General features: G+C 37.7%; 21 protein-coding genes. 16 read left to right on the top strand and 5 right to left on the bottom strand.

Annotated features, from left to right (window positions below; translation table 11 throughout):
- Positions 1-18: 18 nt before the first annotated feature.
- From F9U64_RS02375 to F9U64_RS02365, 3 genes are read right to left on the bottom strand one after another with little or no spacing between them, the layout of a single operon-like run.
- Positions 19-741, bottom strand: coding sequence for an SDR family oxidoreductase (locus tag F9U64_RS02375; RefSeq protein ID WP_153401263.1), 723 nt, complete (start codon positions 739-741; stop codon positions 19-21).
- A 6-nt stretch (positions 742-747) separates the two neighbouring features.
- Positions 748-2148, bottom strand: coding sequence for a sensor histidine kinase (locus F9U64_RS02370; RefSeq protein ID WP_153401262.1), 1401 nt, complete (start codon positions 2146-2148; stop codon positions 748-750).
- Positions 2135-2842 (bottom strand): response regulator transcription factor, encoded by a 708-nt coding sequence (locus tag F9U64_RS02365; protein WP_228275557.1) that lies wholly within the window; start codon positions 2840-2842, stop codon positions 2135-2137. The genes F9U64_RS02370 and F9U64_RS02365 overlap by 14 nt, the downstream gene beginning before the upstream one ends.
- 254 nt (positions 2843-3096) lie before the next feature.
- Here F9U64_RS02365 and qoxA point away from each other — a divergent pair, with 254 nt between their 5' ends.
- From qoxA to qoxD, 4 genes are read left to right on the top strand one after another with little or no spacing between them, the layout of a single operon-like run.
- Positions 3097-4083, top strand: coding sequence for a cytochrome aa3 quinol oxidase subunit II (qoxA, locus tag F9U64_RS02360; protein WP_153401259.1), 987 nt, complete (start codon positions 3097-3099; stop codon positions 4081-4083).
- 18 nt (positions 4084-4101) lie between these two features.
- Positions 4102-6048 carry a cytochrome aa3 quinol oxidase subunit I gene (gene qoxB, locus F9U64_RS02355; RefSeq protein ID WP_153401258.1) on the top strand — a complete coding sequence of 649 codons (1947 nt, stop codon included), beginning with the start codon at positions 4102-4104 and terminating at the stop codon, positions 6046-6048.
- On the top strand, positions 6039-6641 hold the full coding sequence (qoxC, locus tag F9U64_RS02350) for a cytochrome aa3 quinol oxidase subunit III (RefSeq protein WP_407647267.1): 603 nt from the start codon (positions 6039-6041) through the stop codon (positions 6639-6641). Before qoxB ends, qoxC begins: the two co-directional genes overlap by 10 nt.
- Position 6642: 1 nt before the next feature.
- On the top strand, positions 6643-6951 hold the full coding sequence (gene qoxD / locus F9U64_RS02345) for a cytochrome aa3 quinol oxidase subunit IV (RefSeq protein ID WP_153401256.1): 309 nt from the start codon (positions 6643-6645) through the stop codon (positions 6949-6951).
- A gap of 96 nt (positions 6952-7047) precedes the next feature.
- On the opposite strand, the gene F9U64_RS02340 is transcribed toward qoxD, so the two are convergent.
- A complete protein-coding gene (locus F9U64_RS02340) occupies positions 7048-7596 on the bottom strand; it encodes an HAD family hydrolase (protein WP_153401255.1) in 549 nt (182 codons plus the stop codon).
- An 84-nt stretch (positions 7597-7680) separates the two neighbouring features.
- Between F9U64_RS02340 and F9U64_RS02335 the strand changes: the two genes are divergently transcribed.
- The 8 genes from F9U64_RS02335 (at position 7681) to F9U64_RS02300 (ending at position 13982) form a co-directional block, all read left to right on the top strand.
- Entirely contained in the window at positions 7681-8685 is a 1005-nt protein-coding gene (locus F9U64_RS02335; RefSeq protein ID WP_153401254.1) for a hypothetical protein, read from the top strand.
- A gap of 283 nt (positions 8686-8968) precedes the next feature.
- A complete protein-coding gene (locus F9U64_RS02330) occupies positions 8969-9811 on the top strand; it encodes a DegV family protein (protein WP_153401253.1) in 843 nt (280 codons plus the stop codon).
- A 166-nt stretch (positions 9812-9977) separates the two neighbouring features.
- Entirely contained in the window at positions 9978-11057 is a 1080-nt protein-coding gene (locus F9U64_RS02325) for a trans-sulfuration enzyme family protein (protein ID WP_153401251.1), read from the top strand.
- Between the two features lie 12 nt (positions 11058-11069).
- Positions 11070-11828 (top strand): SDR family NAD(P)-dependent oxidoreductase, encoded by a 759-nt coding sequence (locus F9U64_RS02320; RefSeq protein ID WP_153401249.1) that lies wholly within the window; start codon positions 11070-11072, stop codon positions 11826-11828.
- 87 nt (positions 11829-11915) lie between these two features.
- Positions 11916-12023: a YjcZ family sporulation protein gene (locus F9U64_RS02315; protein WP_153401247.1), complete on the top strand. Its 108-nt coding sequence runs from the start codon at positions 11916-11918 to the stop codon at positions 12021-12023.
- A 178-nt stretch (positions 12024-12201) separates the two neighbouring features.
- Positions 12202-12966: a type I methionyl aminopeptidase gene (gene map / locus F9U64_RS02310; RefSeq protein WP_153401245.1), complete on the top strand. Its 765-nt coding sequence runs from the start codon at positions 12202-12204 to the stop codon at positions 12964-12966.
- Positions 12967-12978: 12 nt separating this feature from the next.
- Positions 12979-13692 (top strand): AzlC family ABC transporter permease, encoded by a 714-nt coding sequence (locus F9U64_RS02305; RefSeq protein WP_153401244.1) that lies wholly within the window; start codon positions 12979-12981, stop codon positions 13690-13692.
- Positions 13689-13982 carry an AzlD domain-containing protein gene (locus tag F9U64_RS02300; RefSeq protein WP_153401242.1) on the top strand — a complete coding sequence of 98 codons (294 nt, stop codon included), beginning with the start codon at positions 13689-13691 and terminating at the stop codon, positions 13980-13982. The genes F9U64_RS02305 and F9U64_RS02300 overlap by 4 nt, the downstream gene beginning before the upstream one ends.
- Before the next feature lie 271 nt (positions 13983-14253).
- On the opposite strand, the gene F9U64_RS02295 is transcribed toward F9U64_RS02300, so the two are convergent.
- On the bottom strand, positions 14254-15135 hold the full coding sequence (locus F9U64_RS02295) for a cation diffusion facilitator family transporter (RefSeq protein ID WP_153401240.1): 882 nt from the start codon (positions 15133-15135) through the stop codon (positions 14254-14256).
- A gap of 266 nt (positions 15136-15401) precedes the next feature.
- Here F9U64_RS02295 and F9U64_RS02290 point away from each other — a divergent pair, with 266 nt between their 5' ends.
- From F9U64_RS02290 to F9U64_RS22780, 4 genes are all read left to right on the top strand, one after another.
- Positions 15402-15647: an IDEAL domain-containing protein gene (locus tag F9U64_RS02290; RefSeq protein ID WP_153401238.1), complete on the top strand. Its 246-nt coding sequence runs from the start codon at positions 15402-15404 to the stop codon at positions 15645-15647.
- Positions 15648-15746: 99 nt separating this feature from the next.
- The gene (locus F9U64_RS02285) at positions 15747-16721 is read left to right on the top strand and encodes a M15 family metallopeptidase (protein ID WP_228275556.1); all 975 of its coding nucleotides are present in this window, start codon (positions 15747-15749) and stop codon (positions 16719-16721) included.
- Between the two features lie 96 nt (positions 16722-16817).
- The gene (gene yabG, locus F9U64_RS02280; RefSeq protein ID WP_228275571.1) at positions 16818-17660 is read left to right on the top strand and encodes a sporulation peptidase YabG; all 843 of its coding nucleotides are present in this window, start codon (positions 16818-16820) and stop codon (positions 17658-17660) included.
- A 151-nt stretch (positions 17661-17811) separates the two neighbouring features.
- A partial coding sequence (locus tag F9U64_RS22780; protein ID WP_266095234.1) for a lyase family protein occupies positions 17812-18239 on the top strand: 428 nt, incomplete at its 3' end.

The following is an 18239-nucleotide window of genomic DNA, read 5'->3' as shown; positions in this document are numbered from 1 at the left end:
GGTGCTAGAAACAAAAGATTAGTGTTCATAAATCATTTTCTTTGTCATGCCACCATCAATAGTCAGGTTCTCACCATTAATAAAATTATTACTCGAATTTGTTAAAAATAAACATGCTTTTGCAATATCTTCTGGATTACCGACGCGATTGGAAGGATGCTGCTCATGGTCAATGGATCGCAGCTGATCATAATTAGTTGTCTCGATCCAGCCAGGACTTATCGAATTACTCGTGATACGATCCTCCTGTAATGTCATGGCAAGTGCATGTGTTAAGGCATAGATACCACCTTTGCTTGCTGCATAACTTTCTGTATCAGGTTCTGACATGAATGCACGAGTGGAGGCAATATGAACAAGGCTACCCCCGTTTTTATTGTTCCGCATCCTTCTTGCTGCTGCTTGGGAACATAGAAAAACAGATCTCAGGTTAGTGTTTATTACTTGATCCCATTCTTCTACAGTCAGATCGTAGAAGGAGGAAAATCTTGAGATTCCAGCATTGTTAATTAAAATATCAATTTGATTGAATTGGTTGTCTATTTGTGAAAAGAGTTGCTCAATATCATTCGGGTTACTAACATCTGTTTTAATATAGTACAGATTGGCATGATGGAAAGCTGGCTCCTCTTTATCTGCGTTGATAACAAATGCCCCTTCAGCCAGATATGCTTTGACTACAGCTTCGCCAATCCCATTGGATCCCCCTGTTACAATTACTGCTTTGTTCTGAAACGACATTGCCTGTTAATCCTCCTTTTCAAACTTTGGGAATGTTAGTTTCACTGTTGTTCCTTTATTTAGCTCACTATCAAATTTTATGCTGCCTTCATGAAGTTCCACAAGGTTTTTGACAATCGATAACCCTAATCCAGTACCTCCATTTGCACGTGACCTTGATTTATCTACACGATAAAAGCGTTCGAATAAAAAAGGAATGTCTTCTTTTTTTATTCCTATTCCCGTATCTTGCACAAATACTTCTACATTTTTATCATTTTCTGAAATTTCGACCCTTATCTCACCATTTTCCGTATAACGGACAGCATTTTCGACTAAATTAGTCAGAATCTGTTCCATTCTGCTTTTGTCTGCCATCATCTTAACAGGATGAGGAGGGGTGACTGCATATAAATCCAATCCTTTTTGAGTCGCCCTGATATGAGATCTTCTGACCATTTCCTCCGCAAGATTATTTATATCAAAGCTTTCCTTATTTAAATCAATCTTGCCTTCTTCAATTTTGGAAAGATCCATAAGGTCATCCATCAAATTACTAATATGGTCGGCTTCATTCTCAATAATCTCCAAGAATTCATCCTTCTCACTTTCCGACTGATACATTTCATGTCTGACAGCATTCGCATATCCTTTCACATAGGTTAATGGTGTTTTCAATTCATGCGTAATATTAGAAAAGAATTCATTACGATTCGTCTGATATCGTTCTAATGTTTGAGAAAGGTGATTCACTGCCGTCGCTAAAGAACCAATTTCGTCATTAGCTTTGTAGTCTACTCTTAGGGAGAAATCTTTTTTCTCAGCAATTTGTTTGGCCACTTTTTCCATTGCGATAAGTGGTGCTCCCAGTTTCTTGGAAATGAAAATAGTAAAACCAATGGCAAGTGCGACGGCACCAAGGCTTGCTAAAATTACCAGTATGACAATATTATGGATCGAACTGCTGATTAAACCAAAGGAAGAGAAAAGAACAACACTTGCTCTTTCGCCAGAGTCATCAGAAATAGGCTGAGCCACTTTTAAATACGTGCTGCCATTATTTGTATATTCCTCGATAACGGTGTTCCCATCAGCTAATTGTTGTTTCTGATTAGTTGTTAAGATCTGATCAGTGATACTTTGATCCCAATTTGTTTCAAAAATCATCTCGCCATTTTGATCGATTATGACAGCACTTGTATCTGTCATATCTGTCAGGTGATCCAACAGCTGCAGGTTTTCAGGATCATCAAGATGATGGACTTGTGTTGCATACTTTTCCGATAACTTGACGAGCTGTGACTCCGTTTGGTTAACCGAATAATTTAATAACAATTGCAAAATAATGTATCCTAACGGAATGAGGATAATTAGTTGTAAAAAAAGGATCGTAGCACCTAATTTGAAAATAACACTATTTAACTTCATTGGCACCCTCCCTTGTGAATTTATATCCGACACCCCAAATTGTCTCAATTGGCTGATGGTTAATTCCTGCTTTCTTTAACTTGTCACGAACATACCGGACATGTGAATCAACTGTCCGTATATCAACAACCTCGTCAATTCCCCAGATATTGTCCAATAACTGATCTCTTGTAAATACCCTGTTTGGATTAGAGGCAAATAAATAAAGCAGGTCGAATTCTTTTGGGCTGTATTTTAATTCCTTCCCGTTTGCAATGACTGTTCTTGAGTCAGCATCAATAAACCAGTCCGCAAAACTTAATTTATGGAAGCTTTCTTTGCTGGTATTTGAAAAATGGCGCAGCTGTACACGGATTCTTGCGAGCAGTTCTTCAGGTTCAAACGGCTTCACAATATAATCGTCAGCCCCTATTGAAAGTCCTTCCACTTTATCTGATGTATTATTTAAAGCTGTTAACAAAATAATTGGAATATTTGGTTTTCTTTCTTTGATTTGTTTACATGCTTCGATACCGTCTAAAACAGGCATCATAATATCTAACAAAATAATATCAATATCTTCTTTCATCACCAGATCAATTGCTTCTCTTCCATTAACTGCTTCCATTATATGAAAATCATTTCTCAGATAAAGTTTAAGCATTGTCCGCATTTGGATTTCATCATCAACAATTAAAACAGTTTTTTCCGTCATAATATCACTCTCGTTCATCAATTTTGTTCTCTATTCAAATAGTATAGAAAATCACTAAAATAGTAAAGGATAGCCGTTTGTCAATTGTTGTGTTTGATAGTACGTGAATTTTTGAACTTTTTGTGAAGTAAGTGATTTCATCATAATTTCATCATATTTACATGTAAAAATAAACAATGATGTTGAAAGTTCATTGACTTTTTCATACTAAAAGGTATCTTTACTATAGAAAAGGTTGGAGAGGGGTACGTGATATGAAGGCATTAAAAAGAGGAATGTTATTGTTAACAATGTTAGCCATTCCACTATTTTTAGCTGGATGTGATAGACTGATTGTTTTTGACCCTAAGGGGCCGATTGCAAGAAGTTTAACAGATTTAATCGTTTATTCAATTATTTTTATGCTAGTTATCGTTGTTGTTATATTTGTACTATTCGGCTATATTGTCTGGAAATACCGGGCAAGAAAAGACGATGGTGACTTCGAACCGAAAGAAGAAAAAGGGAATCACACACTTGAGATTATCTGGTTCGCTATTCCTATTGTTATTGTTATTGCACTAATGATTCCAACAACGAAGACGATCTATGAAGTAGAAGATGTGCCTCAGGGATATGAAGAGGAGGAACCTCTTGTTATCCATGTTACATCAGCTGACTGGAAATGGATCTTCAGTTATCCTGACCAGGATATTGAAACAGTCAATTATGTCAATATTCCGGCAGATCACCCAGTACAATTTAAAATGACATCAGCAGGAACAATGCAGTCATTCTGGGTACCTGAACTGGCTGGCCAGAAATATACGATGGCAAATATGCAGACTAAATTGTATATGGTCGCTGATAATCCAGGGTCTTACTATGGACGAAATACGAACTTCAATGGTCGCGGATATGCCCATATGGATTTTGAAGTTCAGGCATTAGAGAGAGACGACTTTAATGAGTGGGTTCAGGAAGTAAAAGATACGGCAAATCAATTAACAGAAGATGAGTATGCAGAGTTATTAAAACCGACCATTATTGGACGGAAAACCTATAATCAGACACACTTGCAATGGATTGATCATGCTCATGGCGGGTCTGAAAAGTATTTAAATCCTGAACTGTATGAGATTCATCACGGTGGGGAAGAACCCGCTGCAGATGAACAGACAGAGAATACTGAGCAAGAGCAGGTAGAGACGGAAGAAAACGCAAGTGAATCTTCCAGTCATGAAGGACATTCACATCATTAATAAAAGGCGGTGAAGAACATGTCATTAGATGAATTTTTTGTCACAGGCGACCCATTGATCCTTGGATCACAAATAGCAATTGGATTGACAATGGTAGGGCTTGTCGCGTTAATCACATATTTAAAAAGATGGAAATGGTTGTGGAGAGAATGGTTCACAACAGTTGACCATAAGAAAATCGGTATCATGTACATCTTAGCAGGTGTATTGATGTTCTTTAGAGGTGGCGTTGACGGTCTCCTTATGAAAGCACAAACGTCAAGACCTGAATTAGGTTTCCTTGATGCCCAGCACTATGATGAGATATTTACAACACACGGTGTTATCATGATTCTGTTCATGGCAATGCCGCTGTTAATCGGAATTATGAACGTTGTTGTCCCACTGCAAATCGGGGCACGTGACGTTGCTTTTCCAAAGTTAAATGCGCTAAGTTTCTGGTTATTCTTTGTCGGAGCAATGTTATTTAACATCTCCTTCGTTATTGGCGGTTCACCTGATGCAGGCTGGACTTCGTACTTCCCGCTAGCAGGGAAAGAGTTTACACCAGGTGTCGGGAATAACTATTATGCTATTGCATTACAGATAGCAGGTATTGGTACACTTGCAACAGGTATTAACTTTGTTGTGACAATTATTAAAATGCGTGCACCAGGTATGTCATGGATGAAAATGCCGATCTTTACATGGACATCATTCGTTACATCCATACTTATTGTTGCAGCATTCCCAATTTTTACTGTAGCATTAGCTTTTATGTCATTAGACCGCTTGTTTGGTACACATTTCTTTACAGTAGCAGCTGGCGGAGATCCAATGTTATGGCTTAACTTATTCTGGTTATGGGGACACCCTGAGGTTTACATTGTAGTATTACCAGCTTTCGGTATGTTCTCAGAAGTTATTGCAACATTTTCCCGCAAGAATCTATTCGGTTATAAATCGATGGTATATGCAGTTGCAGGTATTGCATTCTTAAGTATGCTTGTATGGGTTCACCACTTCTATACAATGGGGAACAGTGCGGCAGTTAACTCTATCTTCTCATTAACAACAATTATGATAGCCATACCGACTGGTGTGAAGATCTTTAACTGGCTGTTCACGATGAGAAAAGGACGAATTGAATTCTCGAATGCCATGCTCTGGTCATTAGCATTTATCCCATGTTTCACTATCGGTGGGGTAACAGGGGTTATGCTTGCAATGGCAGCAGCGGATTATCAGTATCATAATACAATGTTCTTAGTGGCACACTTCCACTATGTATTAATTCCAGGTGTAGTATTCGCTGTATTTGCTGGACTATACTACTGGTGGCCAAAAATGTTTGGCTTTAAATTGAATGAGAAAATTGGTAAATGGCATTTCTGGTTATTCGTAATTGGATTCAATATGACATTTATGCCAATGTTCTTTGTCGGCTTAGACGGTATGTCTCGTCGTATGTACACTTATTCAGAAAGCACAGGCTGGGCTCCATGGTTAGGATTCTCAGCAGTAGGTTCAGTAGTTATGGCGGCAGGTTTTGCTGCATTATGTTATAACATTTACTGGAGCTTCCGTTATGCATCAAGAGATGTAGGAAGTGACCCATGGAATGGTCGTACACTTGAGTGGGCTACAGCTTCACCAGCACCACATTATAATTTTGCGGTAGTTCCTGAAGTGGACCGTATAGATGATTTCTGGTATAAGAAAAAAGAAGGAAAAACAGGGATTAAGAAATCTGATTTAAAACCTGTTCATATGCCAAGCAATAGCTGGACACCAATATTCCTGGGTGTTGCCTTCGGTATTGTTGGTTTCTTCCTTGTATTCGAATGGTTTACATTGGCGGTAATTTCATCGATCTTAATTGTCATTGGTTTAGTTGCCAACAGTTTTGATTATGATGATGGTTACCACATTCCAGTGGATGAATTAGAAGAAGAAGAACGAGAGTGGAGAGGTGAATTGAAATGACACAAGCGAATACGCCGTTAGAATACCGCTCACATCAGAGTCAAATGAATATATTAGGTTTCTGGATATTCCTGGGTGCTGAAATTGTGCTTTTCTCCACATTGTTTGCTTCCTACTTTGTGTTGGAACACAATACAGCAGGAGGTCCTGCAGGTCAAGACATCTTTATTTTGAAGGATGTCTTGATCGAAACCTTCCTGTTATTAACAAGCAGTTTTACGGCAGGCCTTGCAATCCATTTTATGAGAAACAACGCTAAAAATGATATGATCGTATGGACTATCGTTACTTTGTTATTAGGTGCCGGGTTCCTTTATATGGAGATTAACGAATTTATTCATTATGTCCATGAAGGTGCAACAATCCAAACAAGTGGATTTACAGCTGCATTCTTCACACTATTGGGAACACACGGAGCTCACGTAACGTTTGGAATTATCTGGATTAGTTTATTGCTGTTCCAAATAGCAAAACGCGGGATTACAGAAAAGACTTCTAGTAAATTCTTTATTGCAAGTCTATACTGGCACTTCTTGGATGTTGTATGGATTTTCATTTTTACATTCGTGTATTTGAAAGGAATGGTGGGATAAAATGAGCAGTACACACAGCAGTCGTTTTCCGTGGAACCATTTAATTGGCTTTATCCTTTCGATCGCACTAACATTGTTAGCAGTGTTTGTTAAATTCTATACGAGCTTTTCAGATAGTATCGTTGTTTGGATTATCGGTACATTAGCTATTTTCCAGGCATTGATTCAGCTGTTTATGTTTATGCACGTTACAGAAGGTAAAGAAGGCTGGATAAATGTTGTGAACATGATCTACAGTGTATTTCTGGCACTTGTCATTGTGTTCGGATCTATCTGGGTATTAACATCAGGTCATGCTGCAATGCATTAAGAATATAAGTTTATTTAAAAAAGCAGGGGCAACCCTGCTTTTTTTATATAAGAGGAAAAGAATGTTAGCTGATTAGGGCACTCTCCACTTTTGTGATCACTGGTTGCTGGAATCAGCGAGTATTGTCTGCCAGCCGATTTTTCTTGCAGGAACAAGGTTTTCCATCTTATTATCAACAAAAATGACAGGATGTTTGTCACCAATTTGATCCATACATAATTTATAAATCCGTTTGTCGGGTTTTCCAACTCCAGCTTCTGAAGAGATGGTAATACTTGAAAGCAAATGTTTAAATGGCTGAAGAAGTGGGTAAATCCATTCTGCACGGTGGTTACTCAGTATATGAATATCAGCATTACTTGCCCAGCGGTTAAGATAGTTTATTGCTTCTAAAGGAGTTAAACAATTCATTAAACACTCTTTTAAATAATCTTCGTTAATTTTGGGAAAAGTAGTGGTAAGCCATGTCCAAAACTCAGGTTCTGTAATATTTCCACGCCATAAGTCCTGTCTGATTTCTACCTTGTAAATGGACCGAACTTCTTCTAATGGAAGTCTCGCTTCATTAGACAATGTATACCAGAAATCGTCCAGGTCAGTAGCTAATACACCACCTATATCAAGAACAAGTTGGGTTTTGTTCATTAATTATCAAGTCCTTTCACTTAGAAAATTGGTTAGCGCTCTGATAAGTATCAGCATTAATCCTGCATATAAAAGGAGAATAAAATGAAACAAACGAACAAAGGTTTACTGTCCATATTCATAGCATTCACCATCACAGCGCCAATAACTACTTATGCTCATGTAAAGTGGTTTGCTGAAGTAGAGCCAGAGAAAGTCTCTGTGGAACAAATACTAAGTCCATTTTTCATTACGTTTGCACTGATTGTAGCTATCATATTAGCAATATTACCACAAATTATGGGATATTTATTAAAGATTCCGTATGCAAATAAGTTAGATCATTTTTTGAACGGCTTTCGTAAATACTCCCGTTACATTCTTAAATACGGTACGGCATTAGCATTTATTATTCAGTTTTTTTCAGGAACAATGTTTGCACCAGAATTTATTATAACGGATACTTGGCAAACCGTTATGATGGTACTTATCATTGTGGCACTGCTTATACCAATTCATTACAGTACAAAAGTTGCTGCAATATTAATGTCCGTGTTATTTATTACAGTATGGGCTGATTTTGGCTGGTTTTACATGCTGGATTACGGGTTTTATTTAGCCATTATCTTTGTATTACTTATAGGCAGTACAAGATTTGAGAATTGGGGATTTCCCTTTCTTTATCTGGGAACAGGGCTAAGTTTATGCTGGGTAGCTGTGGAAAAATGGGTTTATCCTGGTATGACATTAGATATTGTGATGAATCATAATGTACCTACATTTGGTTTTGACCCGGAGATTTTTATTGTAATGGCAGCATTTGTTGAATTTGTTGTCGGCTATTTATTAGTTGTCGGTATCTTAAATCGTATACTGGGGTTAGTAGTAACAGTCATTTTCATTTTAACAAGTATGTTGTTCGGGATGACAGAAATTGTTGGTCATGCCATGATTCATATTGTGTTATTAATCTTTATAATTGAAGGGGTTTCTTTCTATCACCCGCCAATCAGAATTCATAAAACAAAAGTAGATCAGTTTATTTTTGTCTTTTTAAACTTTCTCTTTGTTTTAGCAACATTTATATTAATATATTATCGATTCGCATAAAGTGAGACTTTGATCAGTGGGGTTGTTTCCACTGATCATTAGCGAAACTTATCAGGATGCATAGAGTCAGTTATGCCCCCAATTACTTTCTATATATAATCGAAATAAAAAGCGGGGGAATTACTGACACTTAGCGCTGTGATAAAGTGAGACTTTGATCAGTGGGGTTGTTTCGATCCTTTGTGAATAATTGTCGAAATCATTTTACTTCCTAATATGCATCCGTTAAAATTAATTCATACACATATAGAGGCACAATTGTGCAGGAAATGGGGCAAGGTCGTTGAAGAAGATTGCATGGATTACAGATAGCTCATCAGGACTTTCAAAAGAGTTTGCAGAGGAAAATGATATTTATATACTACCTTTAAATGTAATTATTGGTGGCAAAACATATAAAGAAGACGTTGATCTATCAAAAGATGAATTTTATCATTTACTTCAGACACATGGCAATAATGCAAAAACAAGTCAGCCTGCTTATGGTGATTTTATTACACTATATGAGAAATTAAAGGAAGAATACGACTGTGGGATTGCACTGCATGCGTCAAGCCAGCTAACAGGAACATATCAAAGTTCTGTTTCAGCATCAGAAATGGTGGGTTTTCCTGTTGAGGTGATTGATTCAAAAATTGGAGATTATGCACTTGGAAAAATGATCGAAAACGGAATTAACATGGCAAAAGATGGTCGTGAACTGGAAGACGTAGTAAAAGTGCTGCAATCCTATACAGATAAAGCGCAAATGTATTTAATGCCACAGAGTTTTGAACAGTTAAGAAGAAGTGGAAGAGTAAGCGCTGCACAGTCTATTTTTGCATCCTTATTAAAGATTCACTTAATATTAGGTTTTGATAATGGCAAAGTAGTTGTAAAGGATAAAGTAAGAATTAAGAAACGGGCAAAACAGAGAATGTTTCAATTGTTTGATGAGGCAATGGATAATTATCATCTAAAAGAGGTATGTATTTTACATGCAGGTGTTAAGGAACATGCACAACAGTGGAAAGAAGAGCTTGAAAAGAAACATCAACAGCTTAAAATCAAAATTCAAACATTAGTCCCTGTTGCAGGGGTCCATACAGGTCATGGAACATTATGTTTAACATGGCTTAGAGATTAGTAAGTTAGCCGGAGAATTGGTATTTTTAAATTTTTCGGCTTTTTTTCCGTTATATTAATAGATATAATAAATAATGGACTCCTGCAAAGGACATTGAAGTCTTTTCATATAAATACAGTTGAATTACGACAAAGTATACTGAGAGAACATAGAAAGGGAGATTAGAATGGGACAAGGGTTTGATACGAAGTCTGTACATATTACAATGAAACGAAATGACCTGGAGGATATTGAAAATTTCTATACAGGTGAGCGGGATTACTTATATACGAGAGTAGGGAACCCAAATACTGATGAATTAGGACAGGCTGTAGCTGATCTTGAAGAGGCACCGGCAGGGATAGCAACTTCTTCTGGCTTATCTGCAATCATGGCAGGAATTTTATCAATAGTAAAGTCTGGTGACCATGTATTAGCTTCACATGATTTATATGGAGGTACATATGAATTATTAGCGAATGAATTAACAGGGTTCGGAATTGAAGTGAGCTTTGTATCATTTGAAGAGGATCTCGAGCAACATATCCAATCTAACACGGTCTTGTTATATACAGAATCTATTACCAATCCATTATTGCGCGTGGAGAATTTGACTAAAGTTATAGAAATCGCTAAAAAATATCAGTTAAAAACAATGGTTGATAATACATTTGCAACACCATATTTAGTTCGTCCCTATACATTAGGTATCGATTTAGTCGTTCACAGTGCAACCAAATATATTGGCGGCCATAGTGATATTACAGCAGGAGTACTGGTTGGAAATGATGACTTAATCGCAAAGGCACGTCAAAAGTGTGTTAATCTTGGCAGCAATTTAAGTCCATTTGAAGCATGGCTTACTGTAAGAGGTTTAAAGACGTTAGCAGTACGAATGGAACGCCATGTTCGGAATGCAGAGAAAGTTGCTAAAGCGTTAGAGGCTCACCCTGCTGTTGATAGAGTCTATTATCCAGAATATGTATCAGAGCAAGGGAAAGGAGCCATTGTTACGATTGATATAACTGAAAATGCAGATATTAAGACATTTCTGCAATCATTAGGCTGGATTAAGATTGTGGCAACATTGGCAGGAGTGGAAACAACGGTATCCTACCCGCTTGGTACATCCCACCGCAGTTTACCGAAGAAAACGCAGGAAAAGCTTGGCATCACCGAAGGGCTGATCCGTATTTCCATTGGTATTGAAGATGTGGAAGACATTATTTCAACATTAAACCACGCATTAGATAATGCAAAAAAGTAGAGGTGAAAAGGAATGAAATATGCTGTCGTAACTGGTACATCTAAAGGATTAGGAGCATCTATTGCAAAGCTTCTGATGGAGGCTTCCTGTCATGTTATTGGTATAGCAAGAAATAATAATCAATCACTCACTGACGCTGAACTTCCCGGTACCTATTCTTATTATCAAGCAGACTTATCAGACCTATCCCAAACGGAGAATATCTTTAAATCAATTATTGATGATGTAAAAGAAAAGGGAGATATGGAGTCATTATTATTAGTACAGAATGCAGCTTTAGTAACACCGATTGAGCAAGCAGGAAAACAAAACACAGGTCAGCTGGTCAATCATGTGCATGTTAATCTTCTTTCTCCGATGATCATAACAAACTTATGGCTGGATTCCTTTCGGGACAGTAATTTTCCATTAGTGATAGCAAATGTAACTTCAGGTGCAGCCAATAGATCTGTTTACGGCTGGAATGCTTATGGCAGTACAAAAGCTGGTCTGGATCGTTATACTGCCACTGTGGCGTTAGAACAGGATGAACTGAATACAGGTAATAAAGTATTTTTATTTGATCCCAGTATTATGGATACAGAGATGCAGGGAGAAATCCGTTCAGCAGACAAAACGCAATTTGCTGATGTAGAGAAATTTAAGGCATATAAGACAAATAACAGCTTACGTGATACTGATGTTGTTGCACAGGTTCTTGTTGATCGTCTGTTAGATGCAGATAATATAAAGAACGGTGAATATTATAGTGTGAAAGATATTTTTAAGTAGGTAAGTACCCATTTTCATGAAATTAATGGACCATTTATCCTCATCCTACATACGTTATAAGTGTACGAAATAAAGGAGGGATAAATGATGGGTGCACAAGCGTGTGGTGGATACGGCTCAGGTTTTGCTTTAATCGTCGTATTATTCATTCTATTAATTATTATCGGTGCTTCTTGGGGTTACGGCGGTTACTAAGCAATTCAACATAAGAGCGATTCAGAAACTGGCGAAGGCAACTGTCCTTCGTCAGTTTTTCCATTCAATCGGTTCATAAAGTTTGCAGGAATACAAGTTAGTCTTGCTTCTCCATCTAAAGGAAATATGATAAACTTGTTAGAAGTGTGAAAAGAAGTGGTAAGAAAGGAAGTTATGAATGATTACAAGAAAAAGCAAACGTGAAATAGAAATGATGCATGAAGCAGGTAAAGTATTAGCAAAGTGTCATAAAGAAATTGCTAAAATGATGAAGCCAGGCATTACGACAAAGGAAATTGATCAATTTGTTGAGAAATTTCTGAAACAGCATGGGGCAACACCTGAACAAAAAGGATATAACGGATATGAATATGCAACGTGTGCCTCCATTAATGATGAGATTTGCCACGGGTTTCCTCGTAATGAGAAATTAGTTCAAGGTGATCTTGTAACAATTGATATGGTGGTAAACCTGAATGGCGGTTTAGCAGACTCTGCCTGGACTTATGTGGTTGGGGAAGCTGATGAAAAGACAGAGAAATTATTAGAAGTGACAAAAACTTCTTTATATAAAGGAATTGAACAAGCGATCCATGGTAACAGAATTGGCGATATCGGCCATGCCATTCAGCAATATGCTGAAGGGGAAGGTTTTTCTGTTGTGAGAGATTTTACGGGTCATGGAATTGGCCGTACTATTCATGAAGAGCCTCATATCCCGCACTATGGACTCCCAGGTAAAGGACCGCGCCTGAAAGAAGGAATGGTTGTAACGATTGAGCCAATGATTAATGAAGGTGACTGGAAAAGCAAAATGGATGACAATGGGTGGACTGCCAGAACCATTGATGGCGGAAGATCTGCTCAGTTTGAACATACCATTGTTATCACGAAGGAAGGTCCGGTTATTTTAACGGATCAAGATACAGAAGAATCAATTTAACGGAGAATGGTTATGGACACAGAAAGAAAACAATTAATAAAAAGCCAGATAAGGGATGGGATGATTGCAGGTGTTCCCATTGCTGTTGGGTATTTACCGATTGCCCTGGCTTATGGTGTACTTGCAAAGCAATCTGGGATGACATTGGCAGAATTAACAGGAATGAGCTTGTTTGTTTATGCTGGTGCATCTCAATTTATGGGAGCGAATATGATTGGACTTGGTGTAAGTGCTGCCGAAATTATTGTCGCCACATTTGTCTTAAATTTAAGGCATTTTATTATGAGTCTTTCTTTTATCAATCAAATAAAAAGGTACAGGATGAGATGGAAGTTTCCACTAGCATTAGGTTTAACAGATGAAACATTTTCGGTAGCTTCCATTTTCCATAAACAAGTTGATAACAAATATGGTTATTATTTCTATGGAACACTGATGCTCACTTCTTATCTGTCCTGGGTTTTAGGATCATTGTTAGGGGGAGTGTTAGGTGATATTATTCCTGCTGTTTTAAGCCAGAGTATGGGAGTTGCTCTCTATGCCATGTTTATCGGACTTTTAATACCATCCATTAAAAAATACCATCGAATTGCTGTTATCAGTATTGTCGCGATGCTTGTAAATTATATTCTTAGTCCTGTTATTGGACAAGGATGGGGCATTGTTGCTGGAACCATAATAGGTGGTTTAGCAGGTGTATTTGTCTTAGAGGAGGAAAGAATATGATCTGGGTGATTATCATTGGGATGGCACTTGTGACAATTATCCCCAGAATAATTCCACCATTTATTGTCGATTACATACGTTTTCCCAAATGGATGAATAAATGGCTTCAGGCAATCCCCTACGCTGCATTAGGAGCATTAGTTTTTCCGGGGATTATGACAGTAGTGCCCGAAAAGCCATACATTGGTTTGATTGCAGGAGCTGTTGCTATCATATTGGCATGGTTGAGAGTCCATATCATCCTCGTTGTCCTAAGTTCCATAATGACTGTTTTGGTATTAACCATTTAACAGTGTATACACAACTAATTCATCGGAAGATTTCGTTTTTGAATGGATATTAATGCGAAATCTTCTTGGTTTTTAAGGAGGTTTTCGTTCTACTCCAGATATTCAATGCAACATTAACGTGCATCCACTTATAAGAAGTACGAATCCTCAAAGAACTTGACCCTCCCCATAAGATTAATTGCTTATAATCACTGAGAATTGATTATAAGGAAACAAAAAATCCGAAATGATCAGATCATTCGGATAATTATACCAGTTTATCCCCATACTCCTAATCAAACCTATTCTGCTCATATGGTTCTATATGAATATGGGCACTTGGAATGTCATGTTCTTCCTTTAATTTCTCTTCAATATCATCTGTAATATGATGGCTTTCTTCTACTGTCAGTTGGGGATCAACAAATATTGTTGCTTCTATCAGTGACTGATTTCCATGAATCCGGCCTTTGACATCTTTTATTTCTAATACATTTGGATGGGAATGAATACTCTTTTTTATTTTCGTTAACTCCTTAGGTTGGAATCCGTCCGTTAATGTATGAGTAGCATCCCGGAATATTTGCCAGGCTGTCTTGCATATAATGAATCCAACAACTGCTCCTGCAAGAGGATCTAACCAGTATAATTCAAATTGAGCGCCAGTTATCCCAATAAAGGCACCTACACTGACTAACGCATCTGATTTGTTGTCTTGTGCTGCAGCGTTCAGTGAAGAACTGTTTATCCGTCTGCTTAAATTCCGATTGTAAAAATATACACCGAACATAACAATCGCAGAACCTAGCGCCACCCATGCAGTTAATAGCTCAGGTTCGCTGAATTCCTGAAGTATAATTGACTTTCCTGTTCCAACTAACACTTGGATGCCGATTGTGATCATAATAAATGCTGCTATCAGAGAAGCAATCATCTCAGCTCGAAAATGCCCGTAATGATGATCTTCATCAGGCGGTTTTCTGGAAATTCTCAACCCAATAAGTACAGCGACAGAGGCGACTATATCTGTTGAATTGTTCAGGCCATCTGCACGCAATGCTGTTGAATTTCCGTATGCAGCAGCTATCAGTTTAATACTGGCAAGAATTAAATAGGCGAATATACTAATCCAGGCACCTTTTTCTCCCTCTTTATATTTATCATATTGATCCATGATTTGTCCCCCGCACTTTCTAAAGAATAGAGACTGAATGTTTGTACTATAAGCTTATCAAATACTGATAGAGGATGTCCAAAAACCGACTTCTTGAACACACACTGAAATGAAAAGTCTAGATATAGTCTGTCCAATTGCAGAAAAAAACACATGAAATAAGTGAACTTGAAATAAATGACAGGCTTTTCAATTAAACATAGGTTTAGACAGGCACCAAAATGGGAATTGCTTAATAAACATATAGTTAAAAGGAGGCGTGCTCCATGAAAAAACAAAAGATTAGTTACCGATTGATTTCGTTTGAAAGAAACCGTAAAAAAGCTATATTAGCAAGAAGGGAAATATCTTATGAAATTAAGCTTGCTTCACAGTTAATGCTAGATGATCTTTGTTTTAACTGGAACAAAGCACGCTTAGAAGAGCAAATCAATCTAGCGATAGATCGCAATGACAAGCCAGCATTTGAGACCCTTAGTAAACAATATAAGCAGTATATCTGGGAAGCTTAATTATAAACCTCGTCTGAAAGTAAAGGACGGGGTTTATTAATTTTTGGCGGAATTTATGATATATTAGAATGAGTAATGAATAGAGAGGATTTTATAGAGATGAGAAAAACAATATATCTTTTGATATTGATGGGGATTATCTTAATCGGCTGTCAGAACGAAACATCAGAACAGCCGGCAGAGGAATCGAGTAATGATGAACAAGTGACTGAAGAGAATACGGAAGATGCTGGTAAAGCAGAGCCGGAACAGGAAACAACAGAGGAAACGGACAAACAATCGGAAGACAATGCGGAAATCCCAGAGACACCAGAATTGGAAGAAGATTCAGAAGCAGACACAACAACTGAAAAACAAGAGGCTGACAAAGAATCCGAATCAAAGGAGACGGAAACTTCAGAGCAAAATAATGATGAAAATCAGTCAGAAGAAAAAGCAGATGAAGCGGTAGCTGTTCCAGACAATAAAACAACTATCGAGAATACACTGACTGTAGTTGAAGATCCGGATAGTGTGGAAGTTATCGTTAATAAACAAAGGAAATTGCCTGATGGATATAAACCAGCTGACTTAGTGGAACCAAATGTATCATTTTATGCGGCAGAAGGGGATCCGAAACGTCTTATGCGACAAGTTGCAGCAACTGCATTGGAGCAATTATTTGCAGATGCCAAACAAAGCGGGTTAGAATTTGTTGCGGTTTCCGGTTATCGTTCATATGATCGCCAAAAAGTCATTTATGAAAATAATGTGGCAAAAAATGGACAGGAACATGCAGATCGATATTCTGCGAGACCAGGTACGAGTGAACATCAAACAGGACTGGCGATGGATGTAGCCTCAGCAGCATTAGTTGCAGTACTTGAACCAGGTTTTATTCAAACAGATGAAGGCCAGTGGCTTGCTGAGAATGCACATAATTACGGCTTTATTATAAGATACCTGGAAGGGAAAGAAAGTATTACTGGGTATAGCTATGAACCATGGCATGTTCGATATGTCGGGAAAGAATTAGCAACAGAAGTATATGAACAGCAAACAACACTGGAAGAGTTTTTCGGACTTTATCCTTAAATAATAAATAAATTTCACAGAATCACCATCCTGATCATAGCCTAGTATTAGAAGGTTATGAAGGTTGGTGATTTGGTGAAAAAACTGACAACAGGAATGCTGGTTACCCGTTACTCCCACGAACATGATATCGTATTCCGTATTAAGAAGATTACAGGGGAAACGGTAATTTTACATGGAGAAGATTTGCGATTAGAAGCAGATGCACCAATTGATGATGTTAGGGAATTGCCTGAAGATCTCTTAAGGGAAAGGCAAGAGGAAATGAAGGATAAGGAAGAGTATTCTTACCGTCTTTTTCGCCAGGATTATCAATTAATGAAAGATAAAAAAGAATATGAACATAGAAAAAATGAACCGAGAGACATTCAGCGATTTCAGTTGCCTGTAAAAGTACTGCACATTGACGGTGACCGACTCTACTTAAAAAAGTGTATTGATTTATATCAAAGGCTGGGATTGCAAGTTCATGGAGTCTATTTACAGGAAAATGAATTTCCATTAGAAATTGATGACATTATACGAAAGATTCAGCCGGAGATTTTAGTGGTGACAGGTCATGACGCTTATTCAGAGGCGAAAGGATCGAAAAAAGAGTTAGCTGCCTATCGTAACTCCAAGTATTATGTAGAAACAGTCAGAAAGGCTAGGAATTGGGAGCCGAATCTTGATCAGTTAATTATTTTTGCTGGTGCTTGTCAATCACACTTTGAGTCGATTATCCGGGCAGGCGCAAACTTTGCAAGTTCCCCAGACCGTGTCAATATTCATGCATTAGATCCAGTCTATGTTGTGGCAAAAGTAGCCTACACTCCGTTTATGGAGAAAGTGAATGTTTATGAAGTGTTAAAAAATACCCTGACAGGTGAAAAAGGGCTGGGCGGAATGGAAACAAAAGGTCTTTTCCGCACAGGCCTGCCATATGTAGAGACAAAATAGCGACAAATTGTCGCTATTTTTTATTGTAAGAAACAGGCGAGTTTGAATGAGTCTGACATAATTGTTTGCACATAAGTATTATTTTTATTACTACTTTGCCCGCATTTTTTGATACAATATAGGGGAAATCAGATTAAAGGGGGAGACTGTGATGGATTATCGTATCGAACGTGATACTATAGGTGAAATAAAAGTAGCAAATGACAAATACTGGGGGGCGCAAACACAGCGCAGTAAAGAAAATTTTCCAATTGGAAATGAATTAATGCCGGCAGAAATTATTGAAGGATTTGCCATTCTAAAGAGAAGTGCAGCAATTGTAAACAGCGAACTAGGATTAATGGAAAAAGAAAAAGCTGATGCCATTACCTATGCAGCTGACCAGATTCTGGCAGGGGAACTTTTTGACCACTTTCCATTAGTAGTATGGCAAACTGGCAGTGGTACGCAATCTAATATGAATGTCAATGAAGTAATCGCCTATGCAGGAAACAAGTGGCTGGAAGAAAAAGATAGTGAACTTCGATTACATCCTAATGATGATGTGAACAAGTCTCAGAGTTCCAATGATACATATCC

The organism is Gracilibacillus oryzae (genome assembly GCF_009498735.1).
Lineage (GTDB): Bacteria > Bacillota > Bacilli > Bacillales > Amphibacillaceae > Gracilibacillus > Gracilibacillus oryzae.
The sequence above is the reverse complement of the archived record's forward strand: the minus strand, read 5'-3'. Positions and strand labels throughout refer to the sequence as shown.

Bases quoted from the DNA above. Each gene is read 5' to 3' on its own strand.
- F9U64_RS02375 (WP_153401263.1), bottom strand. From the start codon at position 741: ATGTCGTTTCAGAACAAAGCAGTAATTGTAACAGGGGGATCCAATGGG.
- F9U64_RS02370 (WP_153401262.1), bottom strand. From the start codon at position 2,148: ATGAAGTTAAATAGTGTTATTTTCAAATTAGGTGCTACGATCCTTTTT.
- F9U64_RS02365 (WP_228275557.1), bottom strand. From the start codon at position 2,842: ATGACGGAAAAAACTGTTTTAATTGTTGATGATGAAATCCAAATGCGG.
- qoxA (WP_153401259.1), top strand. From the start codon at position 3,097: ATGAAGGCATTAAAAAGAGGAATGTTATTGTTAACAATGTTAGCCATT.
- qoxB (WP_153401258.1), top strand. From the start codon at position 4,102: ATGTCATTAGATGAATTTTTTGTCACAGGCGACCCATTGATCCTTGGA.
- qoxD (WP_153401256.1), top strand. From the start codon at position 6,643: ATGAGCAGTACACACAGCAGTCGTTTTCCGTGGAACCATTTAATTGGC.
- F9U64_RS02340 (WP_153401255.1), bottom strand. From the start codon at position 7,596: ATGAACAAAACCCAACTTGTTCTTGATATAGGTGGTGTATTAGCTACT.
- F9U64_RS02335 (WP_153401254.1), top strand. From the start codon at position 7,681: ATGAAACAAACGAACAAAGGTTTACTGTCCATATTCATAGCATTCACC.
- F9U64_RS02325 (WP_153401251.1), top strand. From the start codon at position 9,978: ATGGGACAAGGGTTTGATACGAAGTCTGTACATATTACAATGAAACGA.
- F9U64_RS02320 (WP_153401249.1), top strand. From the start codon at position 11,070: ATGAAATATGCTGTCGTAACTGGTACATCTAAAGGATTAGGAGCATCT.
- F9U64_RS02315 (WP_153401247.1), top strand. From the start codon at position 11,916: ATGGGTGCACAAGCGTGTGGTGGATACGGCTCAGGTTTTGCTTTAATC.
- map (WP_153401245.1), top strand. From the start codon at position 12,202: ATGATTACAAGAAAAAGCAAACGTGAAATAGAAATGATGCATGAAGCA.
- F9U64_RS02305 (WP_153401244.1), top strand. From the start codon at position 12,979: ATGGACACAGAAAGAAAACAATTAATAAAAAGCCAGATAAGGGATGGG.
- F9U64_RS02300 (WP_153401242.1), top strand. From the start codon at position 13,689: ATGATCTGGGTGATTATCATTGGGATGGCACTTGTGACAATTATCCCC.
- F9U64_RS02295 (WP_153401240.1), bottom strand. From the start codon at position 15,135: ATGGATCAATATGATAAATATAAAGAGGGAGAAAAAGGTGCCTGGATT.
- F9U64_RS02290 (WP_153401238.1), top strand. From the start codon at position 15,402: ATGAAAAAACAAAAGATTAGTTACCGATTGATTTCGTTTGAAAGAAAC.
- F9U64_RS02285 (WP_228275556.1), top strand. From the start codon at position 15,747: ATGAGAAAAACAATATATCTTTTGATATTGATGGGGATTATCTTAATC.
- yabG (WP_228275571.1), top strand. From the start codon at position 16,818: ATGCTGGTTACCCGTTACTCCCACGAACATGATATCGTATTCCGTATT.